At 56.0% G+C, this 19,772-nt stretch carries 20 protein-coding genes; 3 read left to right on the top strand and 17 right to left on the bottom strand.

What is annotated here, in order from left to right; translation table 11 throughout:
- Positions 1–33: 33 nt before the first annotated feature.
- From WFN87_RS18120 to WFN87_RS18070, 11 genes are all read right to left on the bottom strand, one after another.
- The gene (locus WFN87_RS18120; protein ID WP_039299873.1) at positions 34–405 is read right to left on the bottom strand and encodes a DUF805 domain-containing protein; all 372 of its coding nucleotides are present in this window, start codon (positions 403–405) and stop codon (positions 34–36) included.
- Between the two features lie 104 nt (positions 406–509).
- Positions 510–1,502 carry a glutathione S-transferase family protein gene (locus WFN87_RS18115; RefSeq protein WP_336983506.1) on the bottom strand — a complete coding sequence of 331 codons (993 nt, stop codon included), beginning with the start codon at positions 1,500–1,502 and terminating at the stop codon, positions 510–512.
- Between the two features lie 73 nt (positions 1,503–1,575).
- Positions 1,576–1,968, bottom strand: coding sequence for a DoxX family protein (locus tag WFN87_RS18110; protein WP_038476076.1), 393 nt, complete (start codon positions 1,966–1,968; stop codon positions 1,576–1,578).
- A 247-nt stretch (positions 1,969–2,215) separates the two neighbouring features.
- Positions 2,216–2,506, bottom strand: a complete 291-nt coding sequence (locus WFN87_RS18105) for a YqjK-like family protein (RefSeq protein ID WP_008460455.1) — start codon at positions 2,504–2,506, stop codon at positions 2,216–2,218.
- Positions 2,503–2,901, bottom strand: coding sequence for a phage holin family protein (locus WFN87_RS18100; RefSeq protein ID WP_008460458.1), 399 nt, complete (start codon positions 2,899–2,901; stop codon positions 2,503–2,505). The genes WFN87_RS18105 and WFN87_RS18100 overlap by 4 nt, the downstream gene beginning before the upstream one ends.
- A gap of 1 nt (position 2,902) precedes the next feature.
- Positions 2,903–3,208 carry a DUF883 family protein gene (locus WFN87_RS18095; RefSeq protein ID WP_008460461.1) on the bottom strand — a complete coding sequence of 102 codons (306 nt, stop codon included), beginning with the start codon at positions 3,206–3,208 and terminating at the stop codon, positions 2,903–2,905.
- A 50-nt stretch (positions 3,209–3,258) separates the two neighbouring features.
- Positions 3,259–3,627: a DUF1090 domain-containing protein gene (locus tag WFN87_RS18090; protein ID WP_336983505.1), complete on the bottom strand. Its 369-nt coding sequence runs from the start codon at positions 3,625–3,627 to the stop codon at positions 3,259–3,261.
- 174 nt (positions 3,628–3,801) lie between these two features.
- On the bottom strand, positions 3,802–4,179 hold the full coding sequence (gene mzrA, locus WFN87_RS18085) for an EnvZ/OmpR regulon moderator MzrA (protein WP_166867124.1): 378 nt from the start codon (positions 4,177–4,179) through the stop codon (positions 3,802–3,804).
- Positions 4,180–4,188: 9 nt separating this feature from the next.
- Positions 4,189–4,851, bottom strand: coding sequence for a DedA family general envelope maintenance protein YqjA (gene yqjA / locus WFN87_RS18080; protein WP_008460467.1), 663 nt, complete (start codon positions 4,849–4,851; stop codon positions 4,189–4,191).
- 319 nt (positions 4,852–5,170) lie between these two features.
- The gene (gene exuR / locus WFN87_RS18075) at positions 5,171–5,947 is read right to left on the bottom strand and encodes a transcriptional regulator ExuR (RefSeq protein ID WP_039299895.1); all 777 of its coding nucleotides are present in this window, start codon (positions 5,945–5,947) and stop codon (positions 5,171–5,173) included.
- A gap of 110 nt (positions 5,948–6,057) precedes the next feature.
- On the bottom strand, positions 6,058–7,359 hold the full coding sequence (locus WFN87_RS18070; protein WP_166877176.1) for an MFS transporter: 1,302 nt from the start codon (positions 7,357–7,359) through the stop codon (positions 6,058–6,060).
- Positions 7,360–7,734: 375 nt separating this feature from the next.
- On the opposite strand from WFN87_RS18070, the gene uxaC reads away from it, so the two are divergent.
- Together uxaC and WFN87_RS18060 are read left to right on the top strand one after the other, a co-directional pair.
- On the top strand, positions 7,735–9,147 hold the full coding sequence (gene uxaC / locus WFN87_RS18065) for a glucuronate isomerase (RefSeq protein WP_166993363.1): 1,413 nt from the start codon (positions 7,735–7,737) through the stop codon (positions 9,145–9,147).
- 7 nt (positions 9,148–9,154) lie between these two features.
- Positions 9,155–10,642 carry a UxaA family hydrolase gene (locus WFN87_RS18060; protein WP_166877170.1) on the top strand — a complete coding sequence of 496 codons (1,488 nt, stop codon included), beginning with the start codon at positions 9,155–9,157 and terminating at the stop codon, positions 10,640–10,642.
- A 194-nt stretch (positions 10,643–10,836) separates the two neighbouring features.
- On the opposite strand, the gene sstT is transcribed toward WFN87_RS18060, so the two are convergent.
- The 4 genes from sstT to WFN87_RS18040 form a co-directional block, all read right to left on the bottom strand.
- On the bottom strand, positions 10,837–12,081 hold the full coding sequence (sstT, locus tag WFN87_RS18055) for a serine/threonine transporter SstT (RefSeq protein WP_166993365.1): 1,245 nt from the start codon (positions 12,079–12,081) through the stop codon (positions 10,837–10,839).
- Positions 12,082–12,347: 266 nt separating this feature from the next.
- Positions 12,348–13,316 carry a TerC/Alx family metal homeostasis membrane protein gene (locus tag WFN87_RS18050; RefSeq protein WP_166993367.1) on the bottom strand — a complete coding sequence of 323 codons (969 nt, stop codon included), beginning with the start codon at positions 13,314–13,316 and terminating at the stop codon, positions 12,348–12,350.
- A 243-nt stretch (positions 13,317–13,559) separates the two neighbouring features.
- Entirely contained in the window at positions 13,560–14,558 is a 999-nt protein-coding gene (locus WFN87_RS18045) for a Gfo/Idh/MocA family protein (RefSeq protein WP_336983504.1), read from the bottom strand.
- A 48-nt stretch (positions 14,559–14,606) separates the two neighbouring features.
- Positions 14,607–15,107, bottom strand: coding sequence for a M48 metallopeptidase family protein (locus tag WFN87_RS18040; protein WP_008460485.1), 501 nt, complete (start codon positions 15,105–15,107; stop codon positions 14,607–14,609).
- Between the two features lie 84 nt (positions 15,108–15,191).
- On the opposite strand from WFN87_RS18040, the gene rlmG reads away from it, so the two are divergent.
- On the top strand, positions 15,192–16,328 hold the full coding sequence (gene rlmG, locus WFN87_RS18035; RefSeq protein WP_336983503.1) for a 23S rRNA (guanine(1835)-N(2))-methyltransferase RlmG: 1,137 nt from the start codon (positions 15,192–15,194) through the stop codon (positions 16,326–16,328).
- On the opposite strand, the gene WFN87_RS18030 is transcribed toward rlmG, so the two are convergent.
- Both WFN87_RS18030 and WFN87_RS18025 read right to left on the bottom strand, forming a co-directional pair.
- Entirely contained in the window at positions 16,325–18,343 is a 2,019-nt protein-coding gene (locus WFN87_RS18030) for an NADPH-dependent 2,4-dienoyl-CoA reductase (RefSeq protein WP_336983502.1), read from the bottom strand. The two genes, rlmG and WFN87_RS18030, sit on opposite strands and share 4 nt — an antisense overlap.
- A 132-nt stretch (positions 18,344–18,475) precedes the next feature.
- Positions 18,476–19,666: a cytochrome c biogenesis protein DipZ gene (locus WFN87_RS18025; RefSeq protein ID WP_336983501.1), complete on the bottom strand. Its 1,191-nt coding sequence runs from the start codon at positions 19,664–19,666 to the stop codon at positions 18,476–18,478.
- Positions 19,667–19,772: the final 106 nt, after the last annotated feature.

Genomic DNA, 19,772 nt, shown 5'->3' with positions numbered 1-19,772 from the left:
AAAAGGGCGTGCCTTACGGGACGCCCTTTTTGTTTAGTAGAGTTCAGGGGCCTTAGAATCTGGCCCAAAGCGGTTAGTTCCCGGCGTGCCATCCTGGCAGTTGAATGCCAGAATAATCAACCAGCCGACAATCGGGATTAACAGCAGCAGCAGCCACCAGGCTGAGCGGTCGGTGTCGTGCAGGCGGCGAAACTGGACTGCCCAAAGCGGCAGGAAAACCAGAACGGTATAAATCGTGGTGAGTGCCCCTTCATCCTTGGCGATGTGCAGCCCAAGCATTTTATCCAGCACGCTCAGCACGCCGGCCAGGATGAAGTTCACCAGATGAAACATCCAGTACTCTTTGCGGCGAGCCCGCCCGCCAAACCCAATGTAATTTCTTAATGCTTTGAAATACCAATCCATCTAAGGCCTGCCTTGATTATCCGACAATCACCTGAACGGGAAGCGATCGATTCAAGAATAGTCGTGAATGCCCAGGGCGTAAATCGTTGTTGTGCTGAATATTCTTAACTCTTCCTAAACCGCTCATCTCGTCCGTGCGGCTCGTCTAAATCTTGTGCAGGGCCGATGGAAATAATGCCGGTTGGGTTGATCGTTTTGTGGCTGCAATAATAATGGGTACGGATATGCGGGAAACTTACCGTTTCACGGACGCCGGCTAACTGATAGATATCGCGCAGGAAGCCGTAAAGATTTGGGTAGTCGCTGATGCGGTATTTATCGCACTTGAAGTGGGTGACATACACCGGGTCAAAACGGACAAGGGTCGTCCACAGGCGAATGTCTGCCTCGGTTAGCTGCGGGCCGGTTAAGTAGCGATGCTGACCAAGAATTTGCTCCAGACGCGCCAGGGAGATAAAGACTTTTTCAACGGCTTCATCGTAGGCTTCCTGAGAAGTGGCAAAGCCCGCTTTGTATACGCCGTTATTCACCGTGTCATAAATCCAGCCGTTCAGCTCATCAATCTCGCCTTTTAGCTCGTCGGGGTAATAGTTGCCGGGACGCGCACCCAGGGCATCAAAGGCCGTATTAAACATCCGAATGATTTCTGCGGACTCGTTGCTGACGATCGTCTGGTTTTTCTTATCCCAAAGTACGGGCACCGTCACGCGGCCCGTGTAATGAGGATCGGCCTGCAGATAAAGCTGGTAGAGGAACTCATGGTGGTAAAGCGTGTCGCCGGTTGCCTCCGGGAAATTTTCCGCGAACGTCCAGCCGTTTTGCAGCATCAGCGGGTTAACGACGGAAACGGAAATAAAGGGCTCGAGGCCTTTTAACTTACGCACGATAAGCGTCCGATGCGCCCAGGGGCAGGCGAGAGACACATACAGATGATAGCGATCTTTCTCTGCGGCGAATCCTGCTTTGCCGGAGGGCCCCGCTGCGCCGTCGGCAGTCAGCCAGTTGCGGAAGGCGGATTCAGAGCGTTTAAAGCGGCCGCCGGTCGATTTGGTGTCGTACCAGACGTCATGCCAGACGCCGTCGATGAGTTGTCCCATTTTTTCTCCTCCTCAATAGCAAAAAAGCGAAGACGGTGTCTTCGCTTTCTCGGTGTTCATCAGTATAGAACGCTTACCATTTTTTATTCAGGACGCGGTCAAGGCTGATTGCGCCTGGGCCGAAGACCGCCAGCAACAGGTAGCCACCTGCGATGGTGAAGTTTTTCATGAACATAATAGAGTTCACGCCTTCAGCAAAGTTGCTGTGGAACAGGAACGCGGTCAGCACGGTAAACAGCGCAGTGATCAGCGCGGTTGTACGGGTCAGGAAGCCGAACAGAATAGCCAGACCGCCGCCGAACTCAAGCAGAATGGTCAGCGGCAGCAGCGCACCCGGCACGCCCATGGCTTCCATGTACTGCTGTGTGCCTGCATAACCGGTGATTTTGCCCCAGCCAGCGGTAATAAACAGGATTGGCATCAGAATACGAGCAACCAGTACGCCAACATCTTCTAATTTTTTCATTTTTCTCTCCAGCGGTTCTTTTTTTCCGGCGTTCTCGGCCAGGGCTTAAAAGGTGTGCAAACTCCAGTGATTACCGATGTTTGCTGTCGATGGGGAGGATAATAGACGGGGTGAAAAAAGATTGTTAGCAAGGAAAACTGTCTAAGTTCTTCAAATATCCTGAGGAAACTAAGTCAGGAAAGTAAAAATACGAGGTATGGAAGAGAAGGGGCAGAAATAAAAACACCGCCAGAGGCGGTGTTTAAGTTTAGCGCGAAGGCGTGTTAAGCGTGTTACGAATCAGCCGCCAGGTGCTCCAGGCGCCAAATCCTCGTTTGGCCCAGCGCATGAACTTACCTGGGTGCTTCACCGTCCAGATTGCCAACACGCTGCTGGCGATCATCGCGTAGCTACGCAGGCTGACTAAGGTGTTCCAGCCGCGATCGTAGGGGCTGGTGACCTGCAGCCAGTCGCGTTTTGCGGCGCTGAGATCGAGCCGCTGCTGCTGAACCTGACTGAGCAGATAGGCTTTACGTTTATCACGTTCGGCATCGCTCATCGCTTATCCTCTTCCAGCAGGGCCCTGTCGTTTTCCAGCTCGCGCCGGGTGTGGCGCAGCAGGGTTGATTGACGAGACTTCCGCAGCGTCCAGATACCGCCGATCAATGCCAGCGACAGCAGGACGACGGTGGTAGCAATCATGGCGTTAAGACGATACTGCGGATCAACGGCCCAGATAATCAGCACCATCAGGCTCATTAAGCCAAAGGCAGCGAACAGCATGGTCAGCCCCAGCATCAGCAGAAGCTGAACGATGTGCGCTTTTTCCTCTTCCAGTTCGACGACGGCAAGACGCACGCGCGTTTCGACCATGCCGACCAGAATCGTCACCAGCCGCTGGCCAACGCCGAGTACGCTTTTGCCCGGCCCCTGGCTTTGGTGAGAATCCGCCATCTTAGCGACGTGCCAGCAGCACACCCAGCACGACGCCTACCGCCGCACCAATGCCTACACCGGTCCAAGGGTTCTCGCGAACATAATCATCCGCTTTGGCAGCCGCTTCACGGGTCTGTTTGGCGATGGCTTCGCTGGTTTCACCCAGGCGATCCCGGCTCTCTTTTAGCGTTTTTTCCGCTTTGGCACGCAGTTTGTCCAGTTCAGTTTTTGACTTGTCCGTGGACGCACTCAGGACTTCTTCAAGCGTATCTGCCAGGGATTTCAACTCAGCGCGTAAATGTTCTGACGTAGTATCTTTTGACATAGTTCTCTCCGAGTGTTTGAGATGGATCCTTAAAGTCTGCGACTACACAATCAGTAATCACGCTTCTCTAAAGCTTTGAGGCTATCTTCTGCTTCCGCAAGTTTCTTCTCGCGTTTGGTGATTTTGTCCGGGTCACCCTTCTGACGGGCTTCGATGAGATCGGCTTTACGCTCTTCGATTTCCGCTTTTTGTTTGGCTATCTTCTTTTGGTGCTCCGCACGCAGGCTAGTGTCGCTGCAGTTGGCGCGTACTTCACTCAGGGCCTTTTTCAGGCCATCAATACGGTGCTGATTATTATGTTTTTCCGCATAGCCAATCTCGCGTTGAATATCCTGCTCTTTCTCGTTGCACAAGGTATTTGCCTGTGCGGCAGAGGTTAGCGTGAGTAAAGCAAGAGCCAGTACGGTGCGGTAATTCATGGTTAAACCTTCCATTGTAAGACGAATCATAAAAGTATCAGACGATCATACTCCATGCGTCGTTCCAGAGTGTCGAAAAAGCGCAGATAAAGCGTAGTAAAAACAGCTAAAGCATAGTCATGAATCTGCTAAAAACCTAGAAGATGATAGCAAATTCAGACTGAAAGTAAGGGGTCAGCCGAGGTGGTTGTGGTCAGGGCGCAGAATAGAGAGCCAGGCTAGCGCGTCTTTATCGCCGTCCTGCTGGGCAATGACATACCCCTGAGGCAGCGTGCGGTTGAGGACTTCTTTCGCCGCCTCACTCTGCGCGCTGGAATCAAACGTGACCAATAGCGTGTTATTGAGCGGCGTAATGCTTTTAAAGCGGATACCGTTGGCATCCAGGTGGTGCCAGACATAAAAGCCATCGGGAATACTCCCGCCCTGCCGCGAGGCACGAATTTCGAGGGTGGAATCCTTATTCTGCATGCCGGACCACACCATCAGCGATGCAATCGCCAGGGCCCCAACAAGCAGCGCCGCCTTCAGGCGGCGTGTGAACGCTAATTTCATCGAATCCCTCTAACTGCTCTGGCCGCGTTTTTTACGCCAAAGCACGATTAACGAACCGACCAGACCGATGACCAGAAGCACCACCGGGATCAGCATCAGGCATGACATCAGGGCGTCTTCGTACTTCAGGAAGACAGGCGTTTTGCCCAGCAGATAACCCAGGGTGGTCAGAATCAATATCCACAGCAGGCCGCTCATCCAGTTGAAGAACTGAAAACGTGCGCTACTAAGACCTGATAATCCGGCAATAGTTGGCAGCAGGGTACGAACAAAAGCAATAAAGCGGCCAATGAGCAGCGCAGACAGCCCGTGCTTATGGAAAAGCTGATGTGAGCGCTGGTGATAATGGGCCGGCAGGTGTGACAGCCAGTTTTGTACAATACGGGTATTTCCCAACCAGCGCCCCTGGATATAGCCCAGCCAGCTGCCGAGGCTCGCGGCTATGGTCAACAGCGCCAGCGTTTCCGGGAAACCCATCGCCCCTTTGGCGATCAGTACCCCGACCAGTACCAGCAGGCTGTCGCCGGGTAAGAACGCAGCCGGAAGTATGCCGTTCTCAAGAAATATAATCATGAACAGCACAAAATAGAGCATGCCAATCATCGATGGATTGGCAAGCGTTTCAAAATCCTGGCTCCAGAGAGCGGAAAGCAGTTGAGTCAGTAGTTCCATTCAGGGTTCCTGGCACTTCGTTTAGGCCGCCGGTGAAACGGATGAGCAGAATGCAGCATGGTTTTTATTCTTATTTGCTGACAACAACCCACTGCCTGTGCTGCGGTGTCGAACTAATACCACGCGAAACGACAGCGGGATGGCGCTGAGCCCACACAGGCGGTGAAATTGCATCTAATTGTAACAAAACTACGCGTTATACGTCACAGTATTTGCAGTTTGTTGAGGAATGATTTTGCTTACTGGGGGAGAGGCTGGCGAGGGTATTTACAAACGCTGACACTATTTATGGTTTGCTTACCCTCGACCGGAAAAATGACTATTTTTGACCGTTTGCGGCTGTATCAAGGTGAATGACCGGGTTTTCTGCAAAGAAATAGCGGTCGGCATTGAATTCAAAATCATCGCTGGTGGCGTTAAACAGCATTTGACGGGTGTTTTCCAGATGCTGCCACATCGCCAGTTTTGCCGCATGTGGATCTTTACGAATCAGAGCTTTAAGAATCTGATCGTGATCATCACACCAGTTGTCTACCGGGCGCATATCGATGTGTTCGTGCAGTTTCTTCCAGTACGGGTTGTGGATGCGGTGACTCCACATTTTTTCGACGATGGTCGCCAGCGCGCCGTTTTGCGTAGCCAGTGCAACCTGGACGTGAAACTGCAGATCCCACTCAGAATCACGGTAAGTTTGCTCTTTTCGCGCTTTTTCCTGGATCTCCATCAGTTTCACAATATCTTGCTTGGTGACCTGGGTGGCGGCGAACTCCGCGATATTACTTTCAATAAGCTGCCTCGCCTGCAGCAGCTCGAAAGGGCCATAATTGGCAAACTCAAAACGCTCATCCGGCACGGTCATGTATTTTGCCTGGTTAGACATGACGTGAATGCCCGAGCCCTTGCGAACCTCAACGTAGCCTTCCACTTCCAGCATGATGATTGCTTCGCGGACGACGGTGCGGCTGACGTTTTTCTCTTCGGCGATAAACCGCTCCGCAGGCAGTTTTTCCCCGACCTGATAAACACCGGTTTCAATGCGTTGTTTTAATTCGGCGGCAAGCTGCTGATAAAGGCGGCGGGGTTCTACGGCATCCATAAGTTGCTCCGGAAGAGGGCTGTACGTGAATAAATTTGTTATACCACTTTTCCCGGTGACGCTCTAGCAACCAACGTGAGAATTGCCGCCCGAAGGCGGCGGTTTTTACATCAAGACTGTGTCACGGCCTCCGGGGCGGGAGCAGTGGCTGCGAGTTCGCTGGCAGACTGGTTTTTCAGCACCGTCCAGATAACAATCGCGCCGAGGAGATCGAACACGGCAAGCGCCGCGAAAAGCGGACTGAATCCCATTGTGTCGGCCAGCGCGCCGACGACCAGGGCAAACAAGGTGCTGGCGGTCCAGGCTGCCATGCCCGTCAGGCCGTTCGCCGTGGCGACTTCGTTCCGGCCAAAAACGTCGGACGACAGGGTGATTAACGCCCCGGACAGCGCCTGATGAGCAAATCCACCCACGCAGAGCAAGGCAATCGCCACGTAAGGGCTGGTAAACAGGCCTATCGTGCCAGGCCCAATCATCAGGATGGCCCCCATAGTGACCACCAGCTTGCGAGAAACAATCAGGTTAACGCCAAACCAACGCTGGAACAGCGGCGGTAAATAGCCCCCAAGAATGCAGCCAAAGTCGGCAAACAGCATGGGCATCCACGCGAACATCGCGATTTCTTTCAGGTTGAAGCCGTAGGCCTTAAACATGAACAGCGGGATCCAGGCATTGAATGTGCCCCACGCGGGTTCGGCCAGGAAGCGTGGCAGGGCGATGCCCCAGAACTGGCGGTTACGCAGGATTTTCCACGCCGACATCTTTTTCGTGTTATCGGTCTGGTGCTGGGCTTCCTGGCCGCTAATGATGTACTCACGCTCTTCGCTGGTGAGTTTTTTCTGGTCGCGGGGGTTTTTGTAGAACCACAGCCAGATCATGGCCCAGATAAAGCTCAGTGCGCCGGTTATCATGAACGCCATCTGCCAGCTGTGCATCACAATGGCCCAGACCACCAGCGGCGGGGCAATCATTGCCCCAATGGAAGAGCCGACGTTGAAGTAGCCCACCGCAATAGAGCGTTCTTTGGCGGGGAACCACTCGCTGCTGGCCTTTAATCCTGCGGGGATCATCGCCGCTTCGGCGGCACCGACTGCGCCACGGGCAAGTGCGAGACCGCCCCAACTCCCCGCCAGCGCGGTTGCTCCACAGAAAATAGCCCAGGCGACGGCGAACACCGCGTAGCCCACTTTGGTGCCCAGCACGTCGAGCAGATAGCCCGCGACAGGCTGCATAACGGTATAACAAGCCGAATAGGCGGCGATGATCCACGAGTATTGCTGCGTGGTGATATTCAGTTCGCTCATCAGCGTGGGCGCCGCGACGGCCACCGTGTTGCGGGTCAGATAGCCCAGCACGGTGCCCAGCGTCACCAGCGCTATCATGTACCAGCGTAAACCTTTTATTTTTCGCATTTCTAACCCCATCCCGTCTTTATTGTGAACGTTGTTCCCGATAAATCGGCTCCGTTCCTGCTCTTGTCACCCATGGGCCGGGGCAAGCGTTGCCCGGCAAGAGGTACTGCGACGGTTTGAACGATAACTTGTCATACATCTTTATAGGTTGAGTGATATCACAAAAGCATTTTCGCGTAATGTTGGGCTATACCTTGCTCTCAGGTCAGTATCGGCGCGGGATTTAGTCCGTTTTATGCACATAAAGACGGAAATTATGTGTTTGTTTTGTGACCATTGACGCAAAATTGAGGTCGTTGCAGGGAAATTGGTGTGATAACTTCGTGCCATCATGATGCGAATGCATAGCACCGTTATCTGCAGAGGATATCTCTTATGACCCCCTTTATGACTGAAGACTTTCTTCTTGATACTGAATTCGCCCGCCGCTTGTACCATGACTACGCGAAATCGCAGCCCATTTTTGATTACCACTGCCACCTGCCGCCGCAGCAAATAGCGGACAACTATCGCTTTAAAAACCTGTATGACATCTGGCTGAAAGGGGATCACTACAAGTGGCGAGCAATGCGAACTAACGGCGTGGCTGAGCGGCTGTGTACCGGCGATGCCAGCGACCGCGAAAAGTTTGATGCCTGGGCTGCCACCGTGCCGCATACACTCGGCAATCCGCTCTATCACTGGACGCATCTGGAGCTGCGCCGCCCGTTTGGTATTACCGGCAAACTGCTCTCGCCGGCAACGGCGGAAGACATCTGGCAGCAGTGTAACGCTTTGCTGGAGCAGGATTCGTTCACCGCCAGAGGCATCATGCAGCAGATGAACGTGAAAATGGTCGGCACCACTGACGATCCGGTGGATTCTCTGGCGCACCACGCCGCCGTGGCCAAAGATGGCAGCTTCGACATCAAAGTGCTGCCGAGCTGGCGGCCGGACAAAGCCTTTAATATCGAACAGGCGACATTTACCGGCTACATTTCGACGCTGGCCGCCGTGTCCGACACCGATATTCGTCGCTTTAGCGACCTCCAGGCGGCGCTGAGCAAAAGACTCGATCATTTTGCTGCCCACGGCTGTAAGGTCGCCGATCACGCGCTGGACGTGGTGGTCTTTGCCGAAGCGGATGAAGCTACGCTGGATGCTATTCTTGCCCGTCGTCTGGCTGGCGGCGCGGTTAACGACACCGAAGTCGCGCAATTTAAAACGGCGGTGCTGGCCTGGCTTGGCACGGAATACGCCCGTCGCGGCTGGGTGCAGCAGTACCATATCGGCGCGCTGCGCAACAATAACCAGCGGCAGTTCCGCCTGCTGGGGCCGGATGTAGGCTTTGATTCGATAAACGATCGCCCGCTGGCCGAGCCGCTGTCGAAACTGTTAAGTAAGCAAAATGAAGAAAACCTGCTGCCGAAAACTATTCTCTACTGCCTCAATCCTCGGGATAACGAGGTGATTGGCACGATGGTCGGTAACTTCCAGGGAGAAGGGATGCCAGGCAAAATGCAGTTCGGCTCCGGCTGGTGGTTTAACGATCAGAAAGACGGCATGGAGCGGCAGATGACCCAGCTTGCCCAGCTTGGGCTGCTGAGTCGCTTCGTTGGTATGCTAACCGACAGCCGCAGTTTCCTCTCCTACACGCGCCACGAATACTTCCGCCGTATTCTGTGCCGCATGCTTGGCCACTGGGTCCAGGCGGGGGAAGTGCCTGAAGATATGCCGCTGCTGGGGGAGATGGTGAAAAACATCTGTTTCAACAACGCCCGCGACTACTTTGCCATTGAGCTGAACTGAGGCCGCGATGCGATATATCAGGATCCATGCGCTGGATAACGTTGCTGTCGCGTTGGTGGACCTGCCGGAAGGCGAAGAGATAGGTACTCCGCCGGAAGCTTTCAGGCTGCGCCAGCCGATCGCGCGCGGCCATAAGTTTGCGCTCCAGCCAATTGCCGAAGGGGCAAACGTCGTGAAGTACGGCTTGCCTATTGGTCACGCACTTTGCCATGTCGCCGCAGGTGAGCATCTGCATTCCCATAACCTGCGCACCAACCTTAATGACGTCGATGAATACCGCTATCAGCCGGAAGTCGTGCCAGCGGCGGAGCCTTTTGGCGACCGGAACGTCAACATCTATCGCCGCAGCAACGGCGCGGTCGGCGTTCGTAACGAGCTATGGATCCTGCCGACTGTTGGCTGCGTGAACGGCATGGCTCGCCAGATGCTGAGCCGTTTCCTGCAGGAAACCAATAACGCCCCGGATATCGACGGTGCCTGGCTGTTCAGCCATCAGTTTGGCTGCTCCCAACTGGGGGACGACCATCTCAACACCCGCACCATGCTGCAAAACATGGTGCATCACCCAAACGCGGGCGCGGTGCTGGTGGTGGGGCTGGGCTGCGAGAACAATCAGATCGCTGCTTTCCGCGAAACCTTAGGTGAATACGACCCAGAACGCGTTCATTTCATGGCGCTTCAGCAGCAGGACGATGAGGTTGAAGCGGGGCTGGAGCATCTCCACGCTTTGTATGAGGTCATGCGCCACGACAGGCGCGAACCGGGTAAACTGAGCGAGCTGAAATTCGGGCTGGAATGCGGCGGTTCGGACGGCCTCTCCGGTATTACCGCCAACCCGATGCTGGGCCGGTTCTCGGACTATATGGTGGCGAACGGTGGCACCACGGTACTGACGGAAGTGCCGGAAATGTTCGGCGCGGAACGGCTGTTGATGAGCCATTGCCGGGACGAAGCCACGTTTGAGAAAACCGTGGCGATGGTCAACGACTTCAAACGCTACTTCATTGCACACCAGCAGCCCATCTACGAGAATCCGTCGCCGGGGAATAAAGCGGGCGGGATCACCACGCTTGAGGAGAAATCCCTCGGCTGTACGCAAAAAGCCGGTGAAAGCCAGGTGGTCGATGTTCTTCGCTATGGAGAAAGGCTAAAACAGGCTGGCTTAAACTTGCTGAGTGCGCCGGGTAACGACGCGGTCGCCACCAGCGCGCTGGCGGGAGCTGGCTGCCATATGGTGTTGTTCAGTACCGGGCGAGGGACGCCCTACGGCGGCTTTGTGCCGACGCTAAAAATCGCCACTAACAGCGAACTGGCCGCGAAAAAACCGCACTGGATAGACTTTGACGCAGGCAGGCTGCTGCATGGCAGCACGATGCCCGAGCTGCTGGCGCAGTTTATTGAGACGATAGTTGAGAAAGTGAACGGCGCGCCAACCTGCAACGAGAAAAATGATTTTCGCGAGCTGGCGCTGTTTAAAAGCGGCGTCACGCTATGAGTGCCTTCTCCCCAGCGGTGAGGAGAAAAACACTTAATAGGGTAGAGCAGTCCGCAATCTATCCCCTCTAATAGGGTAGAGCAGTCCACAATCTATCCCCTCTCCCTTGTAGGGAGAGGGTTAGGGTGAGGGGAAAACCAGAAGCGATGCTGCGGTTTAAGTCAGTGCCGAACACCCAGCATGGCTCGTTGATATTAGCCGCGTAACAAATCTGCCTTCGCCAGACGAGCATCTTCTGCCTGGCAAACGGCGGCAGTAAAGATAACGTCGGTAGAAGAGTTCAACGCGGTTTCGCAGGAATCCTGCAATACGCCGATGATAAAGCCGACCGCCACCACCTGCATGGCAATCTCGTTCGGTATGCCAAACATGCCGCAGGCCAGTGGGATCAGCAGCAGCGAACCGCCCGCCACGCCGGAAGCCCCACAGGCGCAAAGTGAAGCCACCACGCTCAGCAGCAGCGCGGTCGGTAGATCCACAGGCACGCCCAGCGTATGCACTGCCGCCAGCGTCAGCACCGTAATCGTGATGGCCGCCCCGGCCATATTGATCGTTGCCCCCAGAGGAATCGACACCGAATAAGTATCGCGATCCAGGTTCATCTTCTGGCACATGTTCATGTTAACCGGAATATTCGCCGCCGAGCTGCGGGTAAAGAACGCGGTCACCCCGCTTTCGCGCAGGCAGGCCAGCACCAGCGGATACGGGTTACGGCGAGTGGTCATAAACACCAGCAGCGGGTTGATGATCAGCGCCACGCCAAACATACAGCCCATCAGCACCAGCAGTAGCTGGGCATAGCTCCAGAGCGTGGAGAAACCGGTGGTGGCAAGCGTGGAGGCGACCAGGCCAAAGATCCCAATAGGGGCGAAGCGGATCACCACCTTCACGATAAACGTCACCGCGTCAGACAGGTCGTTCACCAGATTTTTGGTCGTTTCGTTTCCGTGGCGCAGCGCAAATCCCAGGCCGACCGCCCACACCAGAATACCGATGTAGTTAGCGTTCAGCAGGGCGTGTATCGGGTTGGCAATCACGCTCATCAGTAAACCGTGAACCACCTCGACGATCCCGGATGGCGGCGTAATGTCCGTGGCGCTGCTGGTCAGATGGAGCGTGGAGGGGAACATAAAGCTAACGACAACGGCGGTCAGCGCGGCGGAGAAGGTGCCCAGTAAATAGAGCACCAGGATAGGGCGAATATTGGTTTTTTGGCCCTGCTGATGATTCGCGATGGAAGCCATCACCAGCGTGAGCACCAGCACCGGCGCCACGGCTTTCAATGCGCCGACGAACAGCGTGCCGAGCAGGCCGGTTGCGATAGCGGCAGGTTTTGAGACCAGCGCGAGCAGAATACCCAGCACCAGGCCAACGAGAATTTGTTTTACGAGGCTGCCGCGGGCAAAGCGCTGCAGTAGTCCAGAAGCTTGCGAACTCATGAATACCTTCCTGTGTTTCAGTGATGTCGTGCTGTGCCGCGTGCGTAGTGCGCTACGTCTGTGCGGTTGTAAGAAAATGTGTTTGCCCGGTGAGTATAAGGAAAAGCGGTGAGGGAAAAAGCATTTCAAGCTGGAATTGCGCTCAGCGTTAGATTTTGCAACTAATTATTAACATGTGCGTCACATATTCAGCAGTTTGATGCGATAGCGGATTGCCAGAATGAAAAAGGGGCATTACGCCCCTTAATTTGTGATGAGAAGCTGGTCTATTTGACCGGCGTCTTTTGGTCGTTACGGTGGTTGACCCACGCATTGATAATCAGCGTTCCCGCCAGAATCCCACCCACTACGCCGAGCGAAACGGCGACAGGAATATGGTAGAAATCAACGATCAGCATCTTGATACCGATAAACACCAGGATCACCGACAGGCCATATTTCAGCATCGAGAAACGCTCTGCCACGCCCGCCAGCAGGAAGTACATGGCGCGCAGGCCGAGGATCGCGAACAGGTTAGATGTCAGCACGATAAACGGGTCGGTGGTGACCGCGAAAATCGCCGGAATGCTATCTACCGCGAAAATCACGTCGCTCAGCTCGACCAGAATCAGCACCAGCAGCAGGGGAGTGGCGTACAGGAGGCCGTTCTGGCGCACGAAGAAGCGCTCGTTCTCAATTTTGTCCGTCATGCGCAGATGACTGCGCAGCCAGCGAACCAGCGGTTTATCGCCGATGCCGCTATCGTCCTCTTTTGCCAGCGCCATTTTCACACCGGTGAAGAGCAGGAAAGCGCCGAACACATACAGCAGCCATTCGAACTGGGTAATCAGCCAGCTGCCGCCGAAGATCATGATGGTCCTGAGGATTATTGCGCCCAGCACGCCGTATACCAGCACACGCCGCTGCAGCGCAGCAGGCACGGCAAAGTAGCTGAACAGCATCAGCCAGACGAAGACGTTATCGACCGCCAGCGCTTTTTCAATCAGATAACCGGTGAGGAAGGCCAGCGCCTGAGTATCGGCGACTTCACGGCCAGCGGTGCCGCTGAGATACCACCAGAAAGCGAGGTTAAACAGCAGGGAAAGTGAAACCCAGACCAGCGACCAGACGGCCGCCTGTTTCATCGACATGGTGTGCGAGCCACGACGGCCCTGAACCAGCAGATCGATCGCCAGCATGATGGCGACCACGACGGCGAAGCTGCCCCAGAGCAGCGGAGTACCGACAGTATGCATAATAAGATTCCTTGAAAACAAAAACGGCCAACATCAGAAGACGCCAGCCGCTTTCGCTTGCAACAGGGATCTCGCCTTCCGGCAAGGTCTCACTTACGACGTTTTCACGTCGCCCGGCAACCGGATGCTTGCGCATCGTAATGACGATTAACCGGCAATGAAGTTACTCCCCTTTGCAGGTAACAAAATATGACAAGCCATGGCTTTGGTCAATATTTGATACCCACTTTTATATGAAATACTTTACGCCGTGGCCTGCTGGTCCACGTCGTCCGCCGGGAACTTCACCCCGGTCTGGCGGCGAATCTCGGTCGCCAGTGCCGACGTAATGCGCGATGTTACCAGTCCGGCGTGATTAACCTCATTCTCTTCCACCAGGCGCGCGAACGTCTCCGCTTCGTAAAGCATGGTGTTGATATGCTGCGGCAGGCTCAGATCCTGCGGTTTGCCGCCGCGCGGGATAAACGTCACCCGCTGGCATTCAGAGATTTTTTCGATCACCAGCGATCCGGCTTCGCCCTGAATTTCGCTTGGGATCGTCGAGTCGCTCACTTTGGAATGCAGCAGGGTAACGTCAAAATCACCGTAGTTCAGCTGCACGGTGCCGTGTGCGTCTACGCCGCTGTCCAGCAGGGAAGAGGTGGCGTGAACGGCTTGCGGCTCGCCCCACAATGCCGCCGCTGAGGCCAGCACGTAGAAACCGATGTCCATGATCGAGCCGTTAGAAAATGCCGGATTAAAGGTGTTCGGGTTTTCACCGTCGAGGTAGCGCTGGTAGCGGGAAGAGTACTGGCAGTAGTTGAGCAGCACCTTGCGAATTTTCCCCACCTTCGGCAGTGCCTGCTGCAGGGCAATAAAGTTCGGCAGGCTGGCGGTTTTAAACGCCTCGAACAGCACCACCTGATTTTCGCGGGCGCAGGCGATGGCCGCTTCAACTTCGGCCAGATTAGACGCCAGCGGCTTCTCGCAAATAACGTGTTTTTTGTGGCTCAGGAACAGCAGGCTCTGCGGGCCGTGCAGCGAGTTAGGGCTGGCGATATACACCGCGTCGATTGCATCGCTCTGCGCCAGCTCATCCAGCGAAGTAAACAGATGCTCCACCGGGTAATCGTTGGCGAAGCTTTGCGCCTGTTCGAGGCTGCGGGAGTACACCGCAGTCAGCTTAAATTTGCCGCTCTCATGGGCGGCATCTACGAACTGGCGGGTGATCCAGTTGGTTCCAATCACAGCGAAACGTATCATAAACGGGGGCGTTCTCCGGAAGTCGATAGTCAATAAATCGGGGCTTTATCAAGCCGCGCCGCTCAGCGCCAGCTGGGTAAGCCAAAGTCGTGTATCGAATTCTAACTGGTGATACTGCGGTTCCATATGACAGCACAAGGAGTAAAAAGCTTTGTTGTGATCCTTCTCCTTAAGATGCGCCAGTTCGTGAACCACAATCATGCGTAAAAAAGCTTCAGGGGCGGAGCGAAATACGGTCGCCACGCGAATTTCCGCCTTAGCTTTTAATTTGTTGCCCTGCACGCGGGAAATCGCGGTATGCAGCCCCAGCGCGTTGTTCAGCACGTGGATCTTGTTGTCATAGGCGACTTTATTTATCGGGGGCGCATTGCGCAGAAACTGGCTTTTCAACTCCTGAGTGTAAGCATAAAGCGCTTTATCGGTCGCGATGTTGTGCCCCTGCGGGTAGCGTTTTTCCAGCACCGCGCCGAGGCGCTGCTCGCTAATCAGGGTGCGCACCTGCGAGAGCAAATGCTCCGGATAGCCGCTTAAATAAATCAGTTCGCTCATGCTTGTCTCAGGTTGAAGGAAAAAAAGGTATACTCTCGCCCCCGCTATGGGGATATCACCAAACTTTACCATCCAGGAGGGCCGATGAGCCAATTAGACAACGGTTTTCGTTCACTGACGCTGAAGCGTTTTCCGGAAACGGACGACGTAAACCCGCTGCAGGCGTGGGAAGCGGCAGATGACTACCTGTTGCAGCAGGTAGACGAACTTGAGCCAGTCGGCCCCGTTCTTGTTTTTAACGACACGTTCGGCGCGCTGGCCTGCGTGCTGGCTGAACACAAGCCTTACAGCATTGGCGACTCGTACTTAAGCGAACTGGCCACGCGGGAAAACCTGCGCGAGAACGACATCCCGGAAAACAGCGTCACCTTCCTCGACAGCACCGCGGCTTACCCGCAGGCGCCGGGGCTGGTGCTGATTAAAATTCCTAAGACGCTGGCCCTGCTTGAGCAGCAGCTGCGTGCGCTGCGCAAAGTCGTGACGCCGGAAACCCGCATTATTGCGGGTGCGAAAGCGCGGGACATTCACAACTCCACGCTGGAGCTGTTTGAAAAAATTTTAGGGCCAACCACGACCACGCTGGCGTGGAAAAAAGCGCGTCTGATTAACCCGACCTTCACCCAACCAGAGCTGGCAGATGTGCCGGAAACGCTGAGCTGGAAGCTGGAGGGCACCGAGTGGACGATTCACAACCACGCCAACGTCTTCTCCCGCACCGGGCTGGATATCGGCGCGCGTTTCTTCCTCGAAAGTTTGCCGTCGGACCTGGAAGGCGAGATTGTCGATCTGGGCTGCGGTAACGGCGTGATTGGCCTGACCCTGCTGGAGAAAAAACCGCTGGCGCAGGTGGTGTTTGTGGATGAATCGCCGATGGCGGTGGCTTCCGCGCGCCTGAACGTTGAAACCAACCTGCCGGGCGATATCGACCGCTGTGAGTTTATGATCAACAACGCGCTGTCCGGCGTGGAGCCTTTCCGCTTTAACGCCGTACTGTGCAACCCGCCGTTCCACCAGCAGCATGCCCTGACGGATCAGATCGCGTGGGAAATGTTCCACCATGCTCGCCGCTGCCTGAAAATCAACGGCGAGCTGTACATTGTGGCCAACCGCCACCTCGACTACTTCCGCAAGCTGAAGAAGATCTTCGGCAACTGCACCACGGTGGCAACGAACAACAAGTTCGTGGTGCTGAAAGCGGTGAAGTTAGGTCGTCGCCGCTAAATCTCCAGCGCTAAACGGGTGCCCTGCGCAATTGCGCGCCGGGCATCCAGCTCCATTGCCACATCGGCCCCGCCAATTAAATGCACGGCTTTACCCATCGCCTGTAAAGGCTCAGCCAGCTCGCGGCGCGGATTCTGCCCGGCACAAATAATCACGTTATCCACTTCCAACAGCTGTGGCTCCCCGCCGACGGTGATATGCAGCCCGGCATCGTCAATACGCTCGTAGCTCACGCCAGCCAGCATTTTCACGCCTCGCGCGGCAAGCGTAGTGCGGTGGATCCAGCCCGTCGTTTTGCCCAGGCCTTCGCCCGGTTTGCTGGTTTTACGCTGCAGCAGGAAGATACTGCGCGGGCTTTTGTGCAGATGAGGCCCTTCCGGGCGCAGGCCGCCTGACGTTTGCAGGCTGGTATCAATCCCCCATTCCACGCAGAACTCGGCGATGCTTTGGCTGGTGGATGCCCCTTCCTGGCTCAGGTACATCGAAGTATCAAACCCGATGCCGCCCGCACCAATCACCGCTACGCGTTTGCCCACCGGCGCTTTGTCGCGCAGCACATCGACATAGCTCAGCACCTTCGGATGCCCGATGCCGTCAATTCCCGGCAGGCGCGGCTCAATCCCGCAGGCCAGAATAACTTCGTCATAGTCGGACAGCATCTCCGGGGTAACGTACTGATTCAGGCGAACGTCCACGCCGGTGAGGGCCAGCTTTCGGCGGTAGTAGCGCAGCGTTTCGAAAAACTCCTCTTTGCCGGGGATCTGTTTGGCGATATTAAACTGCCCGCCAATCTCCGCCGCAGCGTCAAACAGCGTGACGCTATGGCCGCGCCCGGCGGCGTTGACCGCAAAGGCCAGTCCGGCGGGGCCAGCACCTACCACCGCAAGGCGCTTCGGTTGTGAAACAGGCACAACCGGCATTTTGGTTTCATGGCAGGCGCGCGGGTTGACGAGGCAAGAGGTGACTTTACCCACGAAGATCTGATCCAGACAGGCCTGATTGCAGCCGATGCAGGTATTGATTTCATCGGCGCGATTCGCAGCGGCCTTAGAAACAAACTCGGCGTCAGCCAGGAAAGGGCGCGCCATCGACACCATATCCGCATCGCCGTCGGCCAGGATCTGCTCGGCGGTTTCCGGGGTGTTGATTCGGTTGGTGGTCACCAGCGGCAGCGCGACATGGCCTCTCAGTTTTTTGGTTACCCAGCTAAAAGCGCCGCGTGGCACGGAGGTCGCGATGGTAGGAATACGGGCTTCGTGCCAGCCGATACCGGTATTAATCAGCGTCGCACCCGCTTTTTCTATCGCTTTGGCAAGGGTGACGGCCTGCTCAAAGTTGCCGCCGCCTTCGACGAGGTCGAGCAGCGACAGGCGGTAAATAATAATAAATTCTTTGCCAACGCGTTCTCTCACAGTACGCACGACTTCAACGGCAAAACGCATTCTGCGTTCGTAGTCTCCGCCCCATTCATCGTCGCGCTGGTTGGTGCGGGCGGCCAAAAACTGGTTAATCAGGTAGCCTTCCGAGCCCATGATCTCCACGCCGTCATACCCGGCTTCACGCGCCAGGCTGGCGCAGTGGGCAAAGTCCTCAATCAGCGTTAACACTTCTTCGTGGCTGAGCTCATGAGGTTTAAACGGGTTGATCGGCGCCTGAATGGCCGACGGAGCGACCAGCTTAGGCTGGTAGCTGTAGCGCCCGGTGTGCAGGATCTGCAGGGCAATTTTGCCGCCTTCGCGGTGCACCGCCCCGGTCACAATCTGGTGATGCGCCAGCTGGCTTTTGTCGTTCAGCACCGCGCCGTGGGCAACGGTCACCCCGGAGGCCGACGGGGCGATCCCGCCGGTGACAATCAGCGCCACGCCGTGCCGGGCGCGCTCGGCATAGAAAGCGGCAAGGCGCTCAGCGCCGTCCGGCAGCTCTTCCAGCCCGGTGTGCATCGAGCCCATCAGCACGCGGTTTTTCAAAGTGGTGAAGCCAAGATCCAGCGGGGCAAGCAGCGACGAGTAGCTCATAATAAATCCCAATTTGTAACATTATTGTTATGTGGTCGGATGAGTTCTAATTTAGCCGTCGCAGGGCAAAAGGGAAAAGGGGAGTGCGGCGAATGTGATGAGAGTCATATTCCCGCCTCCCCGAAAGCAAAATCAGGCGCGAGCCTCCTTCAGCAGCTTCTGAATAACCTGCTCCTGCTGCTCGTAATTCCCCTCGCCGAAAGAGACATTGCGCAGCTGTCCGCGAGCGTCGAAGTAATAATGCGCTGGCCAGTACTGGTTTCCGAAGGCATTCCAGATCTGGTAGTTATTGTCGGTGACGACCGGGTACGGCAGCTGCCACTTGGCTACTGCCTTTTTCACCGAATCCAGATCTTTCTCCCACGGGTACTCCGGCGTATGCACGCCAATCACCACCAGGCCCTGATCTTTATACTTGTTGGCCCATTCCCGGACGTGCGGCAGCGCGTGCTGGCAGTTAATGCAATCGAAGGTCCAAAAATCGATCAGCACGACTTTGCCTTTCAGCGCCTCTGGCGTCAGCGGCGGGCTATTGATCCATGCGGTTCCCCCGGAAAGCGGCGGCATTGCACTGGTGGGCGCGGGATCCACAATAGGCTGCAGCTTAGGCGCTGGCGTGGCGGCGGGGGAGAAGGCCAGCAGGCGCTGCTCCAGCTTCGCGCCGAAACCGTTAGCGTTTTGCAGCACCGCCGTGGTGCCGGAGGCGATAAACGCCACCGTGGCAAGCATAGCCACGCCAGCCGCGCGACGAAGCTGGGCCATCAGTGCCATTTTTTCACGCAGGCGAGCCAGCAGCCGGTGACCGCAGAACCACAGCAGCGCCAGCATCAGCGCGCAGCCGCTGCCGTAGGCCGCCAGCAGCAGGCCGGTGGTGACAGCCGAAGAGCCGGACAAGCCGAGGCCGAGAATGGCCCCCAAAATCGGCCCCGCGCAGGGCGACCAAAGCAGCCCCACCGCCAGTCCGGCCAGAAAAGCCGACAGCGTGCCGCGAGTGCGGTAGCTTTGGTTGTTGATGGCATTCCCCACCTGCACCGCCGGGCGCATCAGCCGTTCGGCAAGCGCGGGGAAGATGAGCGTGAGCGCGGCAAGCGCCAGCATCCCCAGCGCTACCCAGCGGCCAGCCAGCGTGGCGCGCACGATCCACTCTCCGGCAGCGCCGACCAGCAAAGCTACGGCGGTGAACATGGCCACCATGCCGGCAAGCAGGGCGATGATTTGGCTATTTTTGCCGCGAAATGCAGCGAAAAGCAAAGGAATAACGGGCAGCGTACAGGGGCTTAATAAACTGAGCATACCGCCAAGAAAGGCAATCAGAACGGGCATAACACACCTCACGGTTACAGGATGATTTCGGGGTATTTAACCCGCCTGATGTGTTCGTGATGTGTGGGAAAACCGTCCTGATTGTCAGTTTGTTTGTCGGCGACTC

This window comes from Cedecea sp. AS113 (assembly GCF_037152415.1).
Classification (GTDB): Bacteria; Pseudomonadota; Gammaproteobacteria; order Enterobacterales; family Enterobacteriaceae; genus Cedecea.
This window is presented reverse-complemented; position numbering and strand designations above follow the sequence as displayed.